A 19227-nucleotide genomic window follows, 5' to 3' on the forward strand; every position below is an offset into this window, starting at 1 on the left:
GAGAGGGGGCGTGACGAATGAAGCAAGCTCCCATTTATGTTGAAATACAAATTGAATCAGACGTTGAACGGCTTTGGGAGTACACGCAAAATCCATCGCTTCATAAAGAATGGGATCTTCGTTTTTCAGATATTACTTATCTTCATAAAAAAGGAAACGAACCGCAGGCATTTTTATATGAAACTAGGATTGGATTCGGTTTGAAAATAACAGGTACCGGAGAATCCGCAGGAAGCATTCATAAAAATTCTTCCGAAAGAGCATCATCCTTAGCGTTTTATTCCGGCCACCCGTTATCTCTTATAAAGAAGGGAAGAGGGTACTGGAAGTACAAACAAATAGATAATCGTCATGTCACGTTTATCACTGAGTACCAATATGAAACGTCTTACGGTTCATTCGGGCGATGCATAGACCGGTTTATGTTCAGGCCGCTCCTTGGCTGGGCAACCGCTTGGAGCTTTGATGCTTTAAGACTATGGCTTGAAAAAAAGAAGCATCCAAAACAATTGATCCGCAGAACAATGGTATATAGTATCATCAGTTTGTTTTTCTCTTTTGGCTGGATATTCCACGGAATAAACGGTCCCTTTCCTGAAACAATCAATTTGTTAAAGAGTATTCAGGCTGAATGGCTTGCGGGCTGGCTTGAAGCAGGAATTGGCGTCTTATTTCTGCTTCCTTTACGCAGGAAAAGAATCCTGTATAGTGTGCAAATGCTTATTCTGGCGTTATTGTGCTTTTACCGATCGGGAGAATTGTTTTCTTTCTTTTGTTACATATTCTTTTTTGCGCTGTCCTCAGCCGGCTATGCTTGCTCCCTTCAACTTCCAAGCGCCTTTCATACAAAACGAAAAAGAAAGAAGTGAAATTGTGGTCTCCATTTATGAACATCATATTGTGAATAGTCATTTGCTGCACCCCAAGCTTCGAAAACGATATCAGTTAGATCTTACACACACGTTCCGGGCAAAAGGGGTTATGTCTGAAATAAGCGGCGGTTCCTTTATTGCCAGGGGGCTTTTAAGGTTTGGGGTTCTCTTTCGCTGTTTTTTTTCGGAAAGAGGAAAGGATGTTCCTTTTATCATTGAGAATAAAACATTCAGCACAGAGCAGCATGAGATAGCTGTGCAGTGGAATCGTACTTTTTTCTTTAGCGGGAAAAAACGATTTTTTGACGCTGTCATGATCCATGATGAAAAAGAAAAAAGAATTCTTGATTATTTCGGAAAACCCCATCTCCTGCTTTCTGTTTTATCCTTTGAAGCGGAACAAAACGGAGCGCTTAAAATAACGTCAGGACAGCAATGGTTTTTAATTTTCGGCAAGAAAATCCCTATCCCTAAGTGGCTTCGCGGAAAGTCAACTGTTTATGAATCCTATCATGATGAAAACGCCTGTTTCACTATAGAAGTACACGTGGAAAATGATATTCTCGGAACTCTTTTCTATTATAAAGGATCATTTCAGGAAGCCGGGACAGTTGAATGATGAAATTAAATATGTCTGTAAGCATTTTTTGTTTTCTCGTGTTTTTCTTTATTGAAACGCCGGATGTGCCTGTCGCGGAAGCCCTTGTTTTACTTTCTGTTCTTTTTTTCGTTCCAAACATTTTTCCATTTGTGTTTTATCAAACGGCTGATCGTCTAGTTATTATTTTGGAAAAGACACTTATGCGGTGTTACCCGATTGCTGCCGTTTCGGCTTCTTTAGCGTTTTTAACTGATGCTGTATTGTTTGCGCTGATATGGTGGACCTATACGTCTTTACTGGCAGCATACGGAGTGATTCGGCTTCGGAAAACAAAAATACATAGAATTGAAGAGACATCCATTTATCTGGGTCTTATTTATTTGTTTATGGGCGGTTTTTGGTTTTTTGCTTATACGTCAAATATGAATATCATGAATTTTAGCCGTCTCATTATTTTGCTGACAGCGGTGCATTTTCATTATTCAGCTTTTCTGATCCCTATCTTTAACGGCTTACTAGGGAGAAAGATAAGAGTAAAACGGAGACTTTATCTTTGGGTCACATGGACGATTTTACTATCGCCTATGCTTATAGCAGCCGGCATTTCTTTCTCGAAAACCCTTGATTTCATTGCGGTCTCATTATATATGATCGCTTTGTATGTGAATGGTTACTTGGTGTTTCATACGCCCTTTCATCGTAAACTTGCAAAAATACTTGTTGCGATTTCCGCCATTGTATTAATGATTACGATTCTTTTCTCTCTCATCTATTCTTTTGGAGTATTTCAGGAGAAAGTGACCCTTTCCATCAGCCAAATGATTTGGATTCATGGTTTTTCCAATGCTGTTGGTGTGATCATCCCGGGGTTGTTTGGGTGGAGGCTTGAAAATCCGCAGCCGACAGATAATAGCTGCGAAAAACTATTCAGCCGTATTTATGGAAAATGGAAGATAGGAAAAGGCTTTTTGAAAAGAAATGATTTGGAAACGTCAGACTCGTATTCAGGGCTTGTTGAGAATATGAAAAACTTGGAATCAAAAGATTTTTTAACTGAAAATCTGCCGCCATTGATCAAGGATTTTTATGAACAGACAAACGATTTTCGGTTAAAAGCAAAAGTGACATGGGCTACTTGGTTTAAACCGTTTGCTTTCATTTACAACGGTATCAGCAAAAGGACCGGCCAGATTCATCTTTCAATGAATCCTGACTGGTATTTTAAAGCCTTATCCTCATAGTGGCGGAATGACTCTGACAAGTAAACGAAGAAGAAGCGGAGCAGGAGATGAGGGGATCTATCTCCATACTGCATGCGGAACGATCCCATTGCCTTTATCGGAAACCTTCTATATAGAAGCAAAAGGTCTAAACCGCTTGACGGCTACTCACCATATGTGGATATTTGGCGTTAAATTTTTGTTTGTCCAATACGAAATTGAAAAAAAGTGATAAAAATCAAAAAACAGATGTACCTGACCGTTTTACCGGACAGGCATCTGTTTTTTTCTGTGCAGGAAAAAAGGACTAAATCATAAGTGGAATTCTGTTTGAAGTAACAACGGGGCGGAGTAAAGACCATTAAAATATTACAAATGTAAGAACGATGTTCGGGATAAAAGTATATAATATTGTGAATTTAACAAAAATTTAACAAAGGAGAAGAGATTGATTCATGATAAACTCTCGGCGAATCATTCATAATGTTCATTCGGGATTAGAGGCGGAGTAGATGAAACCGGCCAAAGTAACCCTACTCCACCGTATGCTCCATTGCTTGAAGCATGTTGATTGTAACATAGTAAAGTATTTCACTTCAACTTATCTTCTGGTAAATATTTCATTGTTTGCGATAATCTTATTTCCGTTTTCTGTCATAGCGGCAGCTGAGGATGAATATGCAAACTTTGAAGAATTAAAAAACAATACAAATCCATCTGATTATGGCATATCAACACAGGAAAGAAACACCAGCGTCTTAGTGTTAGCCATACACGGAGGCGGGATTGAAGGAGGTACAAGTGAATTAGCAAGAGAACTTAGCAAACATCATTCCATGTATTTGTTTGAAGGGTTGATGCCCTCCGGCAATTCCGTTTTGCATATCACAAGCACTCACTTTGATGAACCTGCCTCGCTTACTATGGCCAGAGGACACATGAGTGTTATATCTTTACACGGTTACTCTGCTGATGAAAAAAATATTAAAGTAGGCGGCACTGATCGAAACAGAGCCGCATTGCTGGTGCAAACGCTTCATAAAGCAGGATTTCCGGCGGAATTGCTGAGTGCGCAAGATAAGTACGCGGGAGTCAGCCCAGACAATATAGCGAATAAATCAATATCAGGGTTGAGTATTCAGCTGGAATTGAGCATGGGGTTTAGGAAATCTATGTTTGAAACGTTCTCATTAAAAAGCAGATCCAGCACGCAAAATCAAACGTTTTATAAGTTCACCGAAACTATTTCAGATTTTATTAACGCTCAATATTAAGCCAGCCTCAATTGTATAAAAATAAAACCCAAGCGACTCGACGATTTCTATTTTTTTCGAGTTCACTTGGGTTTTGATACATATAAATGATAAAAATATAAAGTTATGATTTAATTTATGAAACTTTAAGGTCATACGATCGTATATTAAACAGAGTAAGTTATTTTGCTGTCAAATGATAAAGCTGCAAGAGAGGTGAAATATATGAAGGTCATAATTGGTTCCATTATTCTTCTGGTCATTATTGGATTCGGTTTATGGCTTATGTTAAGCCCATTCTTTAAAAAGGTGGGAAGCGGAGCAAGCAAGTTTAAAAAATCATGGGAGGAAGATCGTAATGAATGAAAATAAAAAAAACAGCACAAAAAAGATTATAGGGGGAATTATTGTAGGCGCAGCGTTGATCCTTGGAGGGATTACAGCCTCATTATTTATTGAAAAGATTCCAAACGGCTATGTCGGCGTTGTTTACTCACCGAATGGCGGGGTGAAATCAGAAACGCTTGATCAGGGCTGGCATTTAGTCGGGCTGTTTAATAAAGTTACTGAATATCCGGTGCGTATGCAAACAGTAGACAATGAAGATATTAAAGTAGCAACCTCTGACGGTAAAAACATTTCTATGGATATTGCCTACAACTATGTTGTGCAGCCTGATAAGGTGGTGGAACTGTTCAACAAGTTTGGAGCGGTTGACATTGAGACAATTGAAAATACATACCTCAAAACAAGACTTTGGGATGCCGCTAGAAAATCCATTTCTAAATACTCAGTAATTGATACATACGGTCAGAAATCATCCGAGGCCGCTTCAGAAGTTCAAAAAACATTTGCTGATGATATGAAGGACCTAGGCTTCCTTATCGATGATTTGACGTTAGGTGTTCCTAAACCTGATAAAGCAACACAAGAAGCTATCGACGCGCGTGTGAAATCTTCACAAGAGCTGGAAAGAACACAAACGGAAATCAAAATTGCTGAAGCAGAAGCCAAAAAGAAAAAGATCGAAGCTGAAGGAATCGCCGATTATAACCAAATTATCAAGAAATCGATGTCAGATGAAATGATTAAATACAAATGGATTGAAAAATGGGATGGTAAAACACCAAAAGCGACAGGCACTGATTCATTGCTTCAGCTGCCATTGGATGACGAAGAAGAAAGTAAATAAAAAAAGGAGGCGATTTCGGCCTCCTTTTTGTGTTTTAAGAATTTTCCCAAACAAAAAGATCTTCAATATGGCAGCCGATTGTTTTTGCAACCGTCATAGCAACATTCATTGTCATGGTTGTCTTGATTCCATCTACATAATCGTTCAGCCGTCTTTCACTGAGGTTGGTATTTTCAGCGATGTCAGAAATGGTCATATCGTATTCCTTCAGAACATCTCCTAATCTGCATTTGAGCACTCTATAAACAGGCATTTGTGAACCCCTTTTTTAGACATATTGTAGCATACATGCCGCAGATAAAACATAAGGCTCACGTGATAGAGATTTACTCCTTATGTTTATTAGGAAGGTCTGGAGATAACTCGTCTGACACTTCGGTTTGATATTGCAACCGGCTGTCTCTTGAAGCAAGTTGGTTACGGTAATCTTCATTCAACACATTAGCCAGCAAATATCGATGAAAAAAGTATTCAAATATACCTACACCAAGTGAGGCGATAAGAGCCGCAAAAAATGGAGAAAAATCACCGCCTGTGCGATTGATGAGAAATACCCAGAGGATAATTAACGACAACCCAAAATCAGCGGCTGTAGCAATAAAATTGCTAGTCCTTGGCAATATAAGCATATCCCCTGTTAGATAAGAGATCAGCCCTAAAACAAATGTGATGAATAATACACTTAAAAAAGATACATGATAGATTCTGTCCAAAATGACATATAAAAGGGAAAGGGTCAAAGTGATTTTTGATACGAGTGCAATTATATGTTTCATTTTACCACCTTACTGATTATTTAATGAAAGCACAAACTTATTTTTTCACTTTTTTTATATCCAAATGAATAGAAAAACTGTCGAGAAAGTCTCAGCAGCTTGAATGAAGAGAGCATCCGAATTTAAATTTGAGGCAAGTCTTTAGCTGTTTCAGCGGCCTGAATATCAACGTTTATCTGTTCGGATAAATTTCTGGGGTGATAAAAGCCCTTTGCAACCATGTAATTGAAAATTTGTTCATGAGTATCAATAGCATCGTGCAAATACTCATGTAATGTATCTCTCACTTCCGGAGAAGCCGTCTCGGTAATGGCTATGGCTATATCTTTAATACCAGTTTTTGCTGAAATTAAAAAATCAGTGGCAATGACCTGTTCTGTCATACTGCCCATTCCGGCAAGCTTTTGAAAAAATTCATTCATATTTGTTCACCTCGCTCAGCCAGTAAGCTTTGCAAACGCTCAACCTGCCGTCTTGTTTTTAACGCATCCTGTTCTAAAATGTCTCTTAATTCTTGATCCTGCACTAAACCGGTCATCGTTGAAGACTTAGTCAAACAAAGGTTTTTAAATACAAGCAATTCATGAAGATCTAAAGTCTCATGAAACCCATTCATATAAGTCATTCCTTTCTAAGAAAAGTTAGACAATCAATATTATTTTGAGCAATGGGGGTGCTGCTTAAAACAGGAACTTTGTGGAATGCATTATTTCTGAAGAGAGAAGGATTATTATCAGAAGAAGCAGCTATTTGTGAGATGTATCAGGTTTAACCGAAACTGAGTGCACGTAGTTCATTAGGCAGATGGGGAAAGGGTGGGAGGAGACAACGAATATCAAAGAAGATCATTCACTGTTTACTTTCAGTAGTGCAAATGCCGAAACAATTATCGTAAAGCTGAAGCAGGCTAATTTGGGGAGATATCGGGGGTTTAATTTTACGCTCACAAGTTCTATGATAGGTGAGTTTATTACATTGAATAAACACTAAAAGAACTAATTAAACTATGTACTAAATTTTCAATTTATTTATTATCATCTCGCCCCAAAATATCATAAAACTTGTCACTTCTCACGAACGAAAAGATGAAACAAATTAGAAATAAATTCGACTACTTATAAACAAGGCTGATGATGAACCCTTGACCAAACGTATTTACTAAGTGGTCTTTCTTACACTTAGGATGGGGCTTGTTCTCAAGTGCCAGGATTTATTTCTCGGCAGAGAGACACCAGAAACTCAGAAAAAGTTTCCTTGAGGAAAAATAATTTGTTGACTTCAACTTAAAAATGTAGGATAATAATGGGTGTAAACATGATGTAATTTTTTCCTCCTTTTCAGGTTCGTTTCTAAGCCAGGGCGAACCTGCTTTTTTTATTTTGCTATGAATAAAACCCCCTTTATATAAAAGAAGGGGGTTTTATCTATGAAAAAAACTGCCGAAATGAAGTTCGGCAGTTTAAAAGTTTCTAATGAACGGTTCTGAATACACCGATCACTTTTCCTAGTATACTGACATTCTGTAAAATAATCGGCTCCATTGTTGGATTTTCCGGCTGCAGCCGCACATGAGTATCTTCTTTATAGAAGCGTTTGACTGTAGCTTCATCGTCCTCCGTCATGGCGACCACGATCTCTCCGTTGTTGGCAGTGCTTTGCTGCTTTACAATGACGTAATCTTTATCGAGAATTCCGGCATCAATCATACTTTCACCCATAATCTCAAGCATAAACACGTGCTCGTCCGGCGGAACCATCCGATCAGGCAGCGGGAAATACTCCTCAATATTCTCTACTGCTGTAATGGGGCTTCCTGCCGTTACTTTTCCGATAACAGGCACATTAACAACTTGGCTTTTCGGAATTTGCACTTCTTCTTCATCTAGTATTTCTATCGCTCTTGGTTTTGTCGGATCACGCCTGATCAGCCCCTTCGTCTCTAAACGAGCCAAATGCCCGTGGACAGTCGAACTGGACGCAAGGCCTACAGCCTCCCCAATCTCCCTTACAGAAGGCGGATATCCTTTTGTTTTTACCTCTGCTTTTATAAAACGGAGGATATCAAGTTGCCTTTTTGATAGCTTCGTCATTTTTCGCACCTCTAACGTCGATTTTAAGTAGATTATAGCATGATTTTCCTTACAGTACAAACATAGGTTCGAAAAAAACAATTGACAGAAACATTTGTTCGTATATACTTGAGTTATAAAAAGCGAACAAACATTCTTATCGGAGGTTGTTTTTATGATTAAAGAATTTATTATTTTTGTCGGCCTGTTCACGGGAGTTTTAAGTGCTGTTATTCTTCTTTTATCATTTACAAACAATGATCAAGAGCAAAATCAATATGTTAAAATAGAAGTCCAATCGGGAGATACGCTTTGGTCGTTGGCTGATCAGGTGTCTGATACGAAAAAGATAAACAAAAAGGATTTTATTGAATGGGTAACGGAGGAAAATAATCTTCAGACTTCTGATATACAGGCGGGAGATGTATTAATGCTTCCCTTAAAAAAGGAACATCCTGCTGCATATCAATTGGCAACTGTTAAATAGAGAGGAAAGATAGCAAGAAATGAAGGCGCTCATTTATGCCCGCGTTAGTACAAACAAAGAACAGCAGCAAACCTCATTAAAGCGGCAGGAGGAGGAGCTTGCAGCGATTGCATCCGAAAATGGCATGGAGGTCGTTAAGGTCATATCCGAAAAAGCCAGCGGGTATGAAATGGACCGGGACGGTGTGTTTGAGATGCTTGATGAATTGAAGAAGTCCCATATTGATGCGATTCTCGTTCAAGATGAGACTAGGCTTGGCAGAGGAAATGCAAAAATCGCCCTTCTCCATTGCATTTATCGGGAAAATGTAAAAATATACACGACAGCGCACAGAGGAGAACTTGAGCTGTCCGAAGCCGATTCTATGGTGCTTGAGATCGTCAGCATTGTGGAAGAATATCAGCGGAAGATACATAATATGAAAATCAAAAGAGGAATGAAACGCGCGGTGAAAAATGGGTTTAAACCGCAAAAAAACCTTAAAAACCAACATGAAAACAGCGGGAAAGACAAAATTGAGGTTCCTATTTCAGAAATTGTACGACTGAGAGCCAATAAGCTGACCTTCGCTGAAATAGCCGCTACATTAAGAGGCTTTGGTTATGAGGTATCAAAAGCAACCGTTCACCGGCGCTTTCAGGAATATATGGAGGACGAAACAGACAAATAATGAGTGAATCGTTTGTAAAACCTCTGCTGATTTAGTAGTATAAAGGCAAAATGGAATAAAGGAGTTTAACATGATTTCAAACGAAAAAATTGCCAGAATCAATGAACTTGCTGCAAAAGCGAAATCAGGCGTTATTACTGATGATGAAAAAGCTGAGCAGAAGAAGCTTCGTGAAGAATACCTCAAAGGATTTCGCTCCTCTATGAAAAACACACTGAAAAGTGTTAAAATCATTGATCCTGAAGGCAACGATGTAACACCAGAAAAACTAAAAAGAGAAAAAAGAAATAACAAGCTGCACTAATATAAAAGGAATACGTCAATATCGTATTCCTTTTTGGTATATACTAACAACGTCAGCGTGTGTAAGCGACATTTTTCAACAAGTTTCTCTCAAATTTAAGCTGAAACAGTTGAGAAAAACGCTTCAGAGATTTATGATGAAGAGGTACAACACATATGGAAGGGGATTTTTATGGATACAATTGAAAAGAAATCAGTTGCTACCATACGCACACTATCTATAGACGCAATTGAAAAAGCAAACTCCGGTCATCCGGGAATGCCTATGGGCGCTGCTCCTATGGCATATACGCTATGGACAAAACTTATGAATGTAAGCCCGAAGAACCCTGGCTGGTTTAATCGTGACCGTTTTGTTTTATCTGCGGGACACGGCTCAATGCTTTTATACAGTATGCTTCATTTAAGCGGGTACGATCTCAGTATTGATGATCTAAAGGGATTCCGCCAATGGGGCAGCAAAACACCTGGACATCCTGAATACGGGCATACAGCAGGTGTTGACGCGACAACAGGGCCGCTCGGACAGGGAATCGGAATGGCAGTTGGGATGGCTATTGCAGAACGCCACTTAGCAGAAACATATAACCGCGATTCATTCAACGTAGTAGATCATTATACATACAGCATTTGCGGTGATGGTGACTTGATGGAGGGTATCTCTTCAGAAGCGGCTTCACTGGCAGGCCATCTTCAGCTGGGGCGTCTGGTCGTACTTTACGATTCTAATGACATCTCGTTAGACGGAGACTTAGACCGCTCATTCTCAGAAAATGTAAAGCAGCGTTTTGAGGCAATGAATTGGGAAGTTCTCTATGTCGAAGACGGTAACAATATCGAAGAATTAACTGCCGCTCTTGAAAAAGCGCGCCAAAATGAAAAAAAACCTACATTAATTGAAGTAAAAACAACCATTGGATTCGGTTCACCTAACCGCGCAGGTACATCAGGTGTTCACGGTGCGCCGCTTGGTTCAGAGGAAAGTAAATTAACTAAAGAAGCTTATGCATGGACATATGAAGAGGACTTCTATGTACCGTCAGAAGTATACGACCATTTTAAACAAACGGTAAAAGAAGCAGGAGAGAAGAAAGAGCAGGAATGGAACGAGCTCTTCGACAAATATAAAGAAATCTACCCTGAACTTGCTGAACAATTAGAGCTTGGCATCAAAGGAGAACTTCCAAAAGATTGGGATAAAGAGGTTCCTGTTTATGAAAAAGGAAGCAGCTTAGCTTCACGCGCATCTTCTGGAGAAGTTTTAAATGGCATTGCAAAACAGATCCCTTATTTTGTAGGAGGATCGGCTGACCTTGCAGGGTCAAATAAAACCAATATTAAAAACGCCGCAGATTATACGGCAGCCGATTATTCAGGCCGTAATTTCTGGTTCGGTGTTCGTGAATTTGCAATGGGTGCCGCATTAAACGGGATGGCGCTTCACGGCGGCCTTCGGGTTTTCGGCGGAACATTCTTTGTGTTCTCTGATTATTTAAGACCGGCAATCCGTCTCGCTTCATTAATGGGGCTTCCGGTAACCTATGTATTCACTCATGACAGCATCGCTGTAGGAGAAGACGGACCGACGCATGAGCCGGTGGAACAGCTTGCTTCTTTACGTGCTCTGCCTAATCTGTCAGTCATCAGACCGGCTGACGGCAATGAAACGGCAGCAGCTTGGAGGCTCGCATTACAAAGCAAGGATCATCCGACGGCCTTGGTGCTCACCCGTCAAAACCTTCCTACTATCGATCAAACTGCTGATGAAGCTTTAGCAGGTGTTGAGAAAGGTGCTTATGTCGTATCTAAAGCACAAAATGATTCACCTGATGCCCTTCTTTTAGCTACAGGTTCTGAAGTAGGACTTGCGATTGAAGCACAGGCTGAATTGGCAAAAGAAAATATCCACGTGTCAGTCGTAAGTATGCCGGCATGGGATCGTTTTGAAAAGCAATCAGACGAATATAAAAATTCCGTACTTCCAGCAGATGTGAAAAAACGTCTTGCTATTGAAATGGGAGCTTCCTTTGGATGGGGTAAATATACAGGACTTGAGGGTGACGTGCTTGGTATTGATCAATTCGGTGCCTCCGCTCCTGGTGAAACCATTATGAAAGAATACGGTTTCTCTGTATCAAACGTAGTTGATCGTGTGAAGAAATTAATAAGCAAATAAGTGTTTGTAAGGGGATGAGTCAAATCATCCTCTTTTTCATGTTTATACGACAAAAATAGTATAATGATTTTAACAGTAATAGACATTTCTTTCTTTTCTTCTTTTGTATAATAGAGAGCATATTAAGGCGCTGAATAAGGGGGATGAGAGAATGGAACGTCATTACTATACCTATTTAATTAAAGATGAGTTTGCCAATCACTATTTTGGACGGGAATCAGTCATGTTTAAGCTTTTTCAAGACTATCATTGGACGAATCTGACACCTCAGCAATATCAAATGACTGAAAGACAAATTCAATATATTACGAAGCCGATCCCGATGTTACATATGCACCAGCGTTTAAAAATGAATTTAAGCAATGTAGATTATACGCAGTTGGATCATATTTATAGATTATCTCTCCCGAAAGCAAAGGGCTATGCAACGTTTATGATGAAAGAACAGATGATTGAGATTGTAGCATCCGGAGATTACGAGTCAGAAACGATTTTCTTTGAAGTCCTTCGAAAAGTGAGCCCTTGTTTTCTCGCAATGGATTTTGGAGCGCAGCGGTATGGGTGGCTAAATCCGGTGAAAGAAAGAAATTTTGTCTAAAACCGAAGAAAAAGAGATGTAAATGTTGTATAATAGCCTTTGGTTTAGTACACTTTAAACTAGACAACATGAAGGAGGAAGTAAAATGGATTTATGGGTTGTCATCCTAGTGGGCGTTCTGGCATTGCTCGCGGGTGTTGCACTCGGATTTTTTATCGCTCGTAAGTATATGATGAGCTACTTGAAAAAGAATCCGCCTATTAATGAACAAATGTTACGCATGATGATGATGCAAATGGGAATGAAACCTTCTCAAAAGAAAATTAATCAAATGATGAAAGCCATGAATAATCAAACGAAATAATACGTAAAGATTATGACATAGAAGAAACATGGTTATGAAATAAAAAACCCGCTTAAAGGGTTTTTTATTTTGGAATCATTATTAACCGGTGCCTCCGGAATGCTGTTGTTTTTGATATTGTATGAGAAGGTGGTCAAGCTCCTGACTGAGTTCTATCGTAATGTGGGACGTCATTCCATTGGCCATGACAATTTGCAAAAGCTCGGCTCTCTTTTTTTCAATTTCATTTAATAGATGCTCTTTAATCACAGGGATGTATCCTTTCATACATAGATCTTTCATTTTGAATGCCATTATTATATCCCATATTTATACTGATTTTCAAATGAGAAGGAGTATAATATCTCAATGTCAAATTAAATTATATAAGGTTTTTCTGAAAATAGAAATCCTTCAGGCTGAAGTGTTAAAAAAATGAAATGATTTTGTCATAACTTGAAAGGTTTGCTAACTTGAAAGGAGTTTATGTGCATGGATATTAATTATTTTTTGGCATTCGGAGCCGGCTTCTTATCGTTTATTTCACCTTGCTGCCTTCCGTTGTACCCTGCTTTTCTGTCATATATCACTGGTGTCAGTATGGATGAAGTCAATTCGGAAAAGCTTCTTTTGCAAAAAAGGAGCCTGATTCATACACTGTTTTTTTTGCTGGGTTTTTCAGTGATTTTTATCGCACTTGGTTACGGAACTTCGTTAATCGGCGGCTTTTTTAGAGATTATCATGATGCCATCCGTCAAATAGGAGCTCTATTCATCATCCTGTTTGGCTTCATCACACTTGGTGTGTTCCGTCCGGATATACTGATGAAAGAGCGCAGAGTTCATTTCAAACACAGGCCCGCCGGGTTTGTAGGTTCTATTTTAACGGGAATGGCTTTTTCAGCAGGGTGGACGCCGTGCACAGGACCGATTTTGGCTGCCCTCCTTGCGCTTGCTAACACAAATCCTGCCTCAGCTGTTCCGTACATGATTTTATATGTTCTTGGTTTTGCAGTTCCTTTTCTATTATTGTCTTTCTTCATTACGAGATTGAAATGGATAAGAAAGAATCAGCTTCTAATCATGAAAATTGGCGGGGTCCTGATGGTATTGATAGGTGTGCTGTTATTTTTTGATTGGATGACCTTAATCATCATTATGTTATCATCGCTATTCGGAGAATTTACAGGTTTCTGACACATAAACAACTTTTGAACTACTATTTACCCCTTTGTTTTTGGTACAATAATACTATTGATAAAGGATATCGTTTTATTTGGAGGGGAATATGACAAGAGTTTTAGTTGTAGACGACGCCAAGTTCATGAGGGTGAAGATTAGAGAGATCTTAGAAGCCGCAAATTACATAGTAGCAGGTGAAGCGGCGGACGGTGAGGAAGCAGCTGATTTGTACCAGAGGCTCCGTCCTGATCTTGTGACAATGGACGTTACAATGCCGCTCAAAAACGGCATACAGGCGCTTCAGGAAATCATGTCGTTTGACCCGAAAGCAAATGTCATCATGTGCACCGCAATGCGGCAGCAGCGGATAGTAGTGGAAGCAATTGAACTGGGTGCAAAGGATTTTATTATGAAACCATTTGAGGAATCAAAAGTTTTGGAAGCTGTTAATCGCGTGATGGGAAAATGAAGGATTAATCTTTTCGAAATGGTTTTTTTTATTGTTTTGGAGTATAGTATATAGTATCAATACTCAGAGCAAACAAAGGAATGATATGTATGATGATTATAATTTCATCAATTATTGCCGTCTTAATGGCTGCAGTAGTGATGGTTGTCAGAATTAAATCTTCCGATAAGCCAGTTTCACCGAAAAAAATTATTCTTCCGCCGATTTTTATGAGTACGGGTGCATTAATGTTTTTGTTTCCGGTTTTCTGGGTGACGGGTGAAGAGTTTTTAGAAGCGATCACGCTAGGCGTCATTTTCTCTATTTTTCTTATAAAAACGTCTAAATTCGAAATTAAAAATAATGAAATTTACATGAAGCGGTCCAAAGCATTCGTTTTTATACTGGTCGGCCTTTTGGTGATCAGGATAGTGATGAAATCTATTTTGAGCACATCAGTAGATTATGGAGCTTTGAGCGGTATGTTTTGGATCTTAGCCTTCGGAATGATAGTGCCTTGGCGAATCGCAATGTATTTATCTTATCGCAAGCTTCATAACGAGATGCAAGCAGCTGATATTCAAATGAATTAAACCTTTCCTATTAGGGGAAAGGTTTTTTACTTGAGGAGAGATTTGTAAGGGTTGATATCTATATCTTTTTCTCGAAGGTGTTTCTTTAAAAAGGTTTGGTCTCTTTTCGGGGTTGCCATAATATAGCCTCTGATGATAAGGTCCTGATTGATAGCGGATGCCTGTTCCTTGATGGAAAGCTCTCCGATTTTTCCGGCAATTTTTGCTTTTGCAATGTCCCGGAACAGCTCTGGCACAGGCTTAACCAACTCTTCAAGAAACTCTTTGTCTTGTTTGCTCCATAAATGCCTGCTTTTTTCAATATAGTAATCCTGCCAGTCCAGTTCTGATCGGCCATCTTCTTTCGGTAAGCGCTTTAGAAATTTGCGGAACATAAAAAAGCCGCCAATAGATAATAAAACAACCATCACAATGACCCAAAACAAAATAAACCACATAAACAAGCCCTCTAGCATCTATGTTCACCCCCTTATTCTATCCATATTGTACATGAAGAAAGTTTAGAAGAACATCATAAAAAATAATAGAAAGAAATGATAGATGTCTAGTCAAACGAGATGATAGAGCATACTCTATTGTATAGTGATTCTGCTATTTGGCCATGGGAGATTCACTATGAAGGGTATTTGACGACAAACGGACGGAAGAAAAGTCACTTTCACGGCAATGAAAGTGACTTTTTATGTTAGGAGATAGGAAATTGAAGAGAAAAGGAAGTCTGTTCTTCACTCTCTTCCTTATTCATAGCGACTGTCAGAATGCTGTTGGTATAATCGGTCTGAATTGTTTTGTTACTCAGGTAAAAGGGAAGCAAGAGGCTTTTTTCTAGAGACTGTTCCGCCGTCTTGACTATCAGAATGAACTCGCACCCGCACAGGGTAATGGTCAGCTGAACCGGCTGTAATGACGTCAAGTCTGCTTCAATGATATATTGCTGACTTGTTTCATATAAATCAATAGGCAGTGTTTCATCATACCAAGCATAAGGATCCTCGTAAAATTGGCGCAGCCAATCCTCCATACCGTCGAAGTCATTGGAGCCAGAACGTTTTGAATGAGTCATGGAAGCATTCCTCCATATATAAATCCTTGCGTTATGTTATGCGGAAAATAATAAATGGGTGAAGATATAAAAAAACAGACGCTAAGGTCTGTTTTTTTATTTACATATCGTGGCTTGAGTTATGCTTTTGCCTTGTGTGGTTGCGGTTCTTTACTTTTTTGCTCCCGCTTAAAGGTTCCGGCTGTCCTGGATTATGTCCTTTAGGCGCATTTTTATGCATATCTTTACTTGTATTTTTATTCGTCACGTAAAGAGCCTCCTGCCGATTTTATTATTGGTTTGTTTTTCTTTTTTTATTGTTCTGCCGTTCTTCTTCGGTCAGGACAAGCTGATCATTTTCAATATAGCCAGCACCTTTGCCTTGGCTTTTAGCGTCATTCATTCCATTTATGACATGATTGGCTTTTCTTTTCACCATGATAATCACCTCATGTATAATATGGCTTTCTCTTTTGATTTGTATGAGGACGAAAAAAAACAAAAATTTTCCGAAAAAACACTCCGATAAGGTGATCTTATTATATTTAATAAAAACATTGATATTTACTTATGTATGATTTTGTTTTAAGATGAAATTGTGAGAAAATTGTGGTGAAAAATAGCGTTTCATCGAAGAATGATCTTGATCTTTGAAGGGGGATTTTGGAGAATGGCAAATCAGAAAGTCGCAACTCAAGATGTTTTCCAAGCAAAAAAGACGTTTTCAACTAATGGAAAAACATATCATTACTATTCCTTAAAAGCATTGGAGGACCTGGGTGTCGGGAATGTTTCAAAACTTCCTTACTCCATTAAGGTTCTTTTAGAATCTGTTTTACGCCAGGTTGACGGGCGAGTGATTACGAAAGAGCACGTGGAAAATTTAGCAAAGTGGGGAACTGCTGGATTAAAGGATATTGATGTACCATTTAAGCCTTCACGTGTTATTTTGCAAGATTTCACAGGTGTTCCTGCTGTAGTTGATCTTGCTTCATTGAGAAAAGCGATGGATTCTGTCGGCGGGGACCCTGACAAAATCAATCCTGAAATTCCTGTGGATCTGGTTATTGACCACTCAGTACAGGTTGATAAAGCAGGCACAGAAGATGCTTTAGCTATTAATATGGACTTAGAATTCGAAAGAAATGCAGAGCGTTACAAATTTTTAAGCTGGGCAAAGAAAGCGTTTAATAATTATCAGGCAGTGCCGCCTGCTACAGGTATCGTGCATCAGGTCAACCTTGAGTTCTTGGCAAGCGTTGTACATGCGAAAGAAGTGGACGGTGAGCTTGTCACTTATCCTGATACACTTGTCGGTACGGATTCCCATACCACTATGATTAATGGTATCGGTGTTCTCGGCTGGGGCGTAGGAGGAATTGAAGCGGAAGCGGGCATGCTTGGCCAGCCTTCTTATTTCCCGGTTCCAGAAGTCATCGGCGCAAAACTTGTCGGAGAGCTTCCAAACGGAACTACTGCCACTGATTTGGCATTAAAGGTTACGCAAGTGCTGCGTGAAAAAGGCGTTGTAAACAAATTTGTTGAGTTCTTCGGCCCGGGAGTGGCAGAATTGCCGCTTGCAGACCGCGCAACCATTGCAAATATGGCTCCGGAATACGGCGCAACATGCGGATTCTTCCCGGTTGATGAAGAAGCGCTGAATTATTTACGTCTGACAGGCCGGGACGCAGAGCAAATTGACATTGTAGAAGCGTATTGCCGAAATAATGGATTGTTTTATACTCCGGATGCAGATGAGCCAAACTTTACAGATATTGTGGAAATTGACTTGTCTCAGATTGAAGCCAATCTTTCAGGTCCAAAACGTCCGCAGGATCTGATTCCGCTTTCTGTCATGCAGGAAACCTTCCAAAAGCACTTAGTCAGTCCTGCGGGTAACCAAGGATTTGGTCTGGAAGCTGCTGAAGCGAACAAAGAAATTAAGTTTAAACTGCTTAATGGCGAAGAAACAGTCATGAAAACAGGCGCAATCGCCATCGCTGCCATTACAAGCTGTACAAACACGTCAAACCCTTACGTCTTAATCGGTGCAGGCCTAGTCGCTAAAAAAGCGGTTGAATTAGGACTGAAAGTGCCAAACTACGTAAAAACATCTCTGGCGCCGGGATCCAAAGTCGTTACAGGATATTTGGTGAATTCAGGTTTGCTGCCTTATATGAAAGAGCTTGGGTTTAACCTTGTCGGTTATGGCTGTACAACTTGTATCGGAAACTCAGGCCCGCTGTCTCCGGAAATTGAAGAAGCCGTTGCGGAAAATGATCTTTTGATTACGTCAGTCCTTTCCGGAAACCGTAACTTTGAAGGCCGGATTCACCCGCTTGTGAAAGGAAACTATCTTGCTTCTCCGCCGCTTGTCGTTGCATACGCATTAGCGGGAACGGTTGACATCAATTTGAAAACTGACCCAATCGGTGTAGGCAAAGATGGTCAGAACGTATATTTCAGCGATATTTGGCCGGAAATGGACGAGATTAATTCAATCGTGAAACAAACGGTAACTCCTGAGCTGTTCCGTAAAGAATATGAAACCGTGTTTGATGACAATAAACGCTGGAATCAAATCGAAACGACGGATCAAGCATTGTATAAATGGGATAATGATTCAACCTATATCCAAAACCCGCCGTTCTTCGAAGAAATGTCAGTTGAGCCGGGCAAAGTAGAACCGTTAAGAGGGCTGCGCGTTGTCGGTAAATTCGGTGACTCAGTCACAACTGACCATATTTCACCGGCCGGCGCAATCGGCAAGGATACTCCTGCCGGAAAATACTTGCAGGAAAAAGGCGTTTCACCTCGTGATTTCAACTCTTATGGATCACGACGCGGAAACCATGAAGTCATGATGAGAGGAACGTTCGCTAACATTCGGATTAAAAACCAGATCGCTCCGGGGACTGAGGGCGGATATACAACATACTGGCCTACCGGTGAAGTGACGTCCATTTATGACGCTTGTATGAAATATAAAGAAGATAAAACGGGCCTTGTTGTGATTGCGGGCAAAGATTATGGTATGGGATCTTCCCGTGACTGGGCAGCAAAAGGAACCAATCTTCTCGGAATCAGAACGGTTATTGCCGAAAGCTTTGAAAGAATTCACAGAAGCAACCTTGTATTTATGGGCGTGCTTCCGCTTCAATTCAAAGCAGGTGACAACGCAGAAACACTAGGGTTAAGCGGAAAAGAAGTGATTGAAGTAGATGTTGACGAAACAGTTCGTCCGCGCGATCTTGTAAAAGTAAGAGCAATTGATGAAGATGGTAATGTAAAATCGTTTGAAGTTTTAGTGCGCTTTGACAGTGATGTTGAGGTTGATTACTATCGCCATGGCGGTATTCTGCAAATGGTGCTTCGCGATAAAATGAAAAAGTAAGCTTGTAATTGGGAAGAGAGGGCAGAGGTGCTTTCTCTTCTTTTTATGAAATATTGGCCGCGGGGGTG

At 39.8% G+C, this 19227-nt stretch carries 25 protein-coding genes and 1 pseudogene; 16 read left to right on the top strand and 10 right to left on the bottom strand.

All coding sequences use genetic code 11. The features are described from left to right. Nucleotides 1–17 precede the first annotated feature (17 nt). From AAHT65_RS16725 to AAHT65_RS16750, 6 genes and pseudogenes are all read left to right on the top strand, one after another. Entirely contained in the window at nucleotides 18–869 is an 852-nt protein-coding gene (locus AAHT65_RS16725) for a hypothetical protein (protein ID WP_343310538.1), read from the top strand. A 4-nt stretch (nucleotides 870–873) separates the two neighbouring features. Then, a complete protein-coding gene (locus AAHT65_RS16730) occupies nucleotides 874–1491 on the top strand; it encodes a DUF4166 domain-containing protein (protein WP_343310539.1) in 618 nt (205 codons plus the stop codon). After that, nucleotides 1491–2925 (top strand): annotated as a pseudogene (locus AAHT65_RS16735) (YndJ family protein). The gene AAHT65_RS16730 and the pseudogene AAHT65_RS16735 overlap by 1 nt, the downstream one beginning before the upstream one ends. Nucleotides 2926–3205: 280 nt before the next feature. Then, complete coding sequence (locus tag AAHT65_RS16740) at nucleotides 3206–3967, top strand: poly-gamma-glutamate hydrolase family protein (RefSeq protein WP_088117278.1); 762 nt, start codon at nucleotides 3206–3208, stop codon at nucleotides 3965–3967. Between the two features lie 204 nt (nucleotides 3968–4171). Continuing rightward, nucleotides 4172–4312: a hypothetical protein gene (locus AAHT65_RS16745; protein ID WP_167375101.1), complete on the top strand. Its 141-nt coding sequence runs from the start codon at nucleotides 4172–4174 to the stop codon at nucleotides 4310–4312. Then, nucleotides 4305–5138: a prohibitin family protein gene (locus tag AAHT65_RS16750; protein WP_003328719.1), complete on the top strand. Its 834-nt coding sequence runs from the start codon at nucleotides 4305–4307 to the stop codon at nucleotides 5136–5138. The genes AAHT65_RS16745 and AAHT65_RS16750 overlap by 8 nt, the downstream gene beginning before the upstream one ends. Nucleotides 5139–5172: 34 nt before the next feature. On the opposite strand, the gene AAHT65_RS16755 is transcribed toward AAHT65_RS16750, so the two are convergent. The 5 genes from AAHT65_RS16755 to lexA all read right to left on the bottom strand — a co-directional run bounded on the left by AAHT65_RS16755 (nucleotide 5173) and on the right by lexA (nucleotide 8004). Further along, nucleotides 5173–5391: a helix-turn-helix domain-containing protein gene (locus AAHT65_RS16755; RefSeq protein ID WP_088117279.1), complete on the bottom strand. Its 219-nt coding sequence runs from the start codon at nucleotides 5389–5391 to the stop codon at nucleotides 5173–5175. A 73-nt stretch (nucleotides 5392–5464) separates the two neighbouring features. Next, the gene (locus AAHT65_RS16760) at nucleotides 5465–5914 is read right to left on the bottom strand and encodes a YndM family protein (protein ID WP_088117280.1); all 450 of its coding nucleotides are present in this window, start codon (nucleotides 5912–5914) and stop codon (nucleotides 5465–5467) included. A gap of 122 nt (nucleotides 5915–6036) precedes the next feature. Beyond that, complete coding sequence (locus AAHT65_RS16765; RefSeq protein WP_003328722.1) at nucleotides 6037–6336, bottom strand: spore coat protein; 300 nt, start codon at nucleotides 6334–6336, stop codon at nucleotides 6037–6039. Next, entirely contained in the window at nucleotides 6333–6530 is a 198-nt protein-coding gene (locus tag AAHT65_RS16770; RefSeq protein WP_061570428.1) for a hypothetical protein, read from the bottom strand. Before AAHT65_RS16770 ends, AAHT65_RS16765 begins: the two co-directional genes overlap by 4 nt. 853 nt (nucleotides 6531–7383) lie before the next feature. After that, nucleotides 7384–8004: a transcriptional repressor LexA gene (gene lexA / locus AAHT65_RS16775; RefSeq protein ID WP_003328724.1), complete on the bottom strand. Its 621-nt coding sequence runs from the start codon at nucleotides 8002–8004 to the stop codon at nucleotides 7384–7386. 154 nt (nucleotides 8005–8158) lie between these two features. Here lexA and yneA point away from each other — a divergent pair, with 154 nt between their 5' ends. From yneA to AAHT65_RS16805, 6 genes are all read left to right on the top strand, one after another. Beyond that, entirely contained in the window at nucleotides 8159–8470 is a 312-nt protein-coding gene (gene yneA / locus AAHT65_RS16780; protein WP_088117281.1) for a cell division suppressor protein YneA, read from the top strand. A 19-nt stretch (nucleotides 8471–8489) separates the two neighbouring features. After that, nucleotides 8490–9140 (top strand): YneB family resolvase-like protein, encoded by a 651-nt coding sequence (locus AAHT65_RS16785; RefSeq protein ID WP_010788813.1) that lies wholly within the window; start codon nucleotides 8490–8492, stop codon nucleotides 9138–9140. Between the two features lie 70 nt (nucleotides 9141–9210). Next, nucleotides 9211–9444, top strand: coding sequence for a DUF896 domain-containing protein (locus tag AAHT65_RS16790; RefSeq protein ID WP_003328727.1), 234 nt, complete (start codon nucleotides 9211–9213; stop codon nucleotides 9442–9444). A 171-nt stretch (nucleotides 9445–9615) separates the two neighbouring features. Further along, nucleotides 9616–11619: a transketolase gene (gene tkt / locus AAHT65_RS16795; protein ID WP_088117282.1), complete on the top strand. Its 2004-nt coding sequence runs from the start codon at nucleotides 9616–9618 to the stop codon at nucleotides 11617–11619. A 151-nt stretch (nucleotides 11620–11770) separates the two neighbouring features. Further along, nucleotides 11771–12217, top strand: coding sequence for a sporulation inhibitor of replication protein SirA (gene sirA / locus AAHT65_RS16800; protein ID WP_061570424.1), 447 nt, complete (start codon nucleotides 11771–11773; stop codon nucleotides 12215–12217). Between the two features lie 85 nt (nucleotides 12218–12302). Further along, nucleotides 12303–12521: a YneF family protein gene (locus tag AAHT65_RS16805; protein WP_003328731.1), complete on the top strand. Its 219-nt coding sequence runs from the start codon at nucleotides 12303–12305 to the stop codon at nucleotides 12519–12521. A gap of 81 nt (nucleotides 12522–12602) precedes the next feature. On the opposite strand, the gene AAHT65_RS16810 is transcribed toward AAHT65_RS16805, so the two are convergent. Further along, the gene (locus AAHT65_RS16810; RefSeq protein ID WP_088118484.1) at nucleotides 12603–12770 is read right to left on the bottom strand and encodes an aspartyl-phosphate phosphatase Spo0E family protein; all 168 of its coding nucleotides are present in this window, start codon (nucleotides 12768–12770) and stop codon (nucleotides 12603–12605) included. Between the two features lie 222 nt (nucleotides 12771–12992). On the opposite strand from AAHT65_RS16810, the gene AAHT65_RS16815 reads away from it, so the two are divergent. The 3 genes from AAHT65_RS16815 to AAHT65_RS16825 all read left to right on the top strand — a co-directional run bounded on the left by AAHT65_RS16815 (nucleotide 12993) and on the right by AAHT65_RS16825 (nucleotide 14723). After that, nucleotides 12993–13697: a cytochrome c biogenesis protein CcdA gene (locus AAHT65_RS16815; protein WP_088117283.1), complete on the top strand. Its 705-nt coding sequence runs from the start codon at nucleotides 12993–12995 to the stop codon at nucleotides 13695–13697. Nucleotides 13698–13788: 91 nt separating this feature from the next. Further along, complete coding sequence (locus tag AAHT65_RS16820) at nucleotides 13789–14151, top strand: response regulator (protein WP_003328734.1); 363 nt, start codon at nucleotides 13789–13791, stop codon at nucleotides 14149–14151. Between the two features lie 80 nt (nucleotides 14152–14231). Continuing rightward, a complete protein-coding gene (locus AAHT65_RS16825; RefSeq protein ID WP_343310541.1) occupies nucleotides 14232–14723 on the top strand; it encodes a CcdC family protein in 492 nt (163 codons plus the stop codon). A 26-nt stretch (nucleotides 14724–14749) separates the two neighbouring features. On the opposite strand, the gene AAHT65_RS16830 is transcribed toward AAHT65_RS16825, so the two are convergent. The 4 genes from AAHT65_RS16830 to sspO form a co-directional block, all read right to left on the bottom strand. Then, nucleotides 14750–15178 (bottom strand): DUF2621 domain-containing protein, encoded by a 429-nt coding sequence (locus AAHT65_RS16830; RefSeq protein ID WP_063637767.1) that lies wholly within the window; start codon nucleotides 15176–15178, stop codon nucleotides 14750–14752. A gap of 230 nt (nucleotides 15179–15408) precedes the next feature. Further along, complete coding sequence (locus AAHT65_RS16835; protein WP_061670884.1) at nucleotides 15409–15786, bottom strand: Hsp20/alpha crystallin family protein; 378 nt, start codon at nucleotides 15784–15786, stop codon at nucleotides 15409–15411. 100 nt (nucleotides 15787–15886) lie between these two features. Then, on the bottom strand, nucleotides 15887–16033 hold the full coding sequence (locus AAHT65_RS16840) for a small acid-soluble spore protein P (protein WP_003221237.1): 147 nt from the start codon (nucleotides 16031–16033) through the stop codon (nucleotides 15887–15889). 24 nt (nucleotides 16034–16057) lie between these two features. After that, nucleotides 16058–16204 (bottom strand): acid-soluble spore protein SspO, encoded by a 147-nt coding sequence (gene sspO / locus AAHT65_RS16845; RefSeq protein ID WP_003153982.1) that lies wholly within the window; start codon nucleotides 16202–16204, stop codon nucleotides 16058–16060. A gap of 231 nt (nucleotides 16205–16435) precedes the next feature. Between sspO and acnA the strand changes: the two genes are divergently transcribed. Further along, nucleotides 16436–19159: an aconitate hydratase AcnA gene (acnA, locus tag AAHT65_RS16850; RefSeq protein WP_094232131.1), complete on the top strand. Its 2724-nt coding sequence runs from the start codon at nucleotides 16436–16438 to the stop codon at nucleotides 19157–19159. Nucleotides 19160–19227: the final 68 nt, after the last annotated feature.

The organism is Bacillus atrophaeus (assembly GCF_039519175.1).
GTDB lineage: Bacteria > Bacillota > Bacilli > Bacillales > Bacillaceae > Bacillus > Bacillus atrophaeus.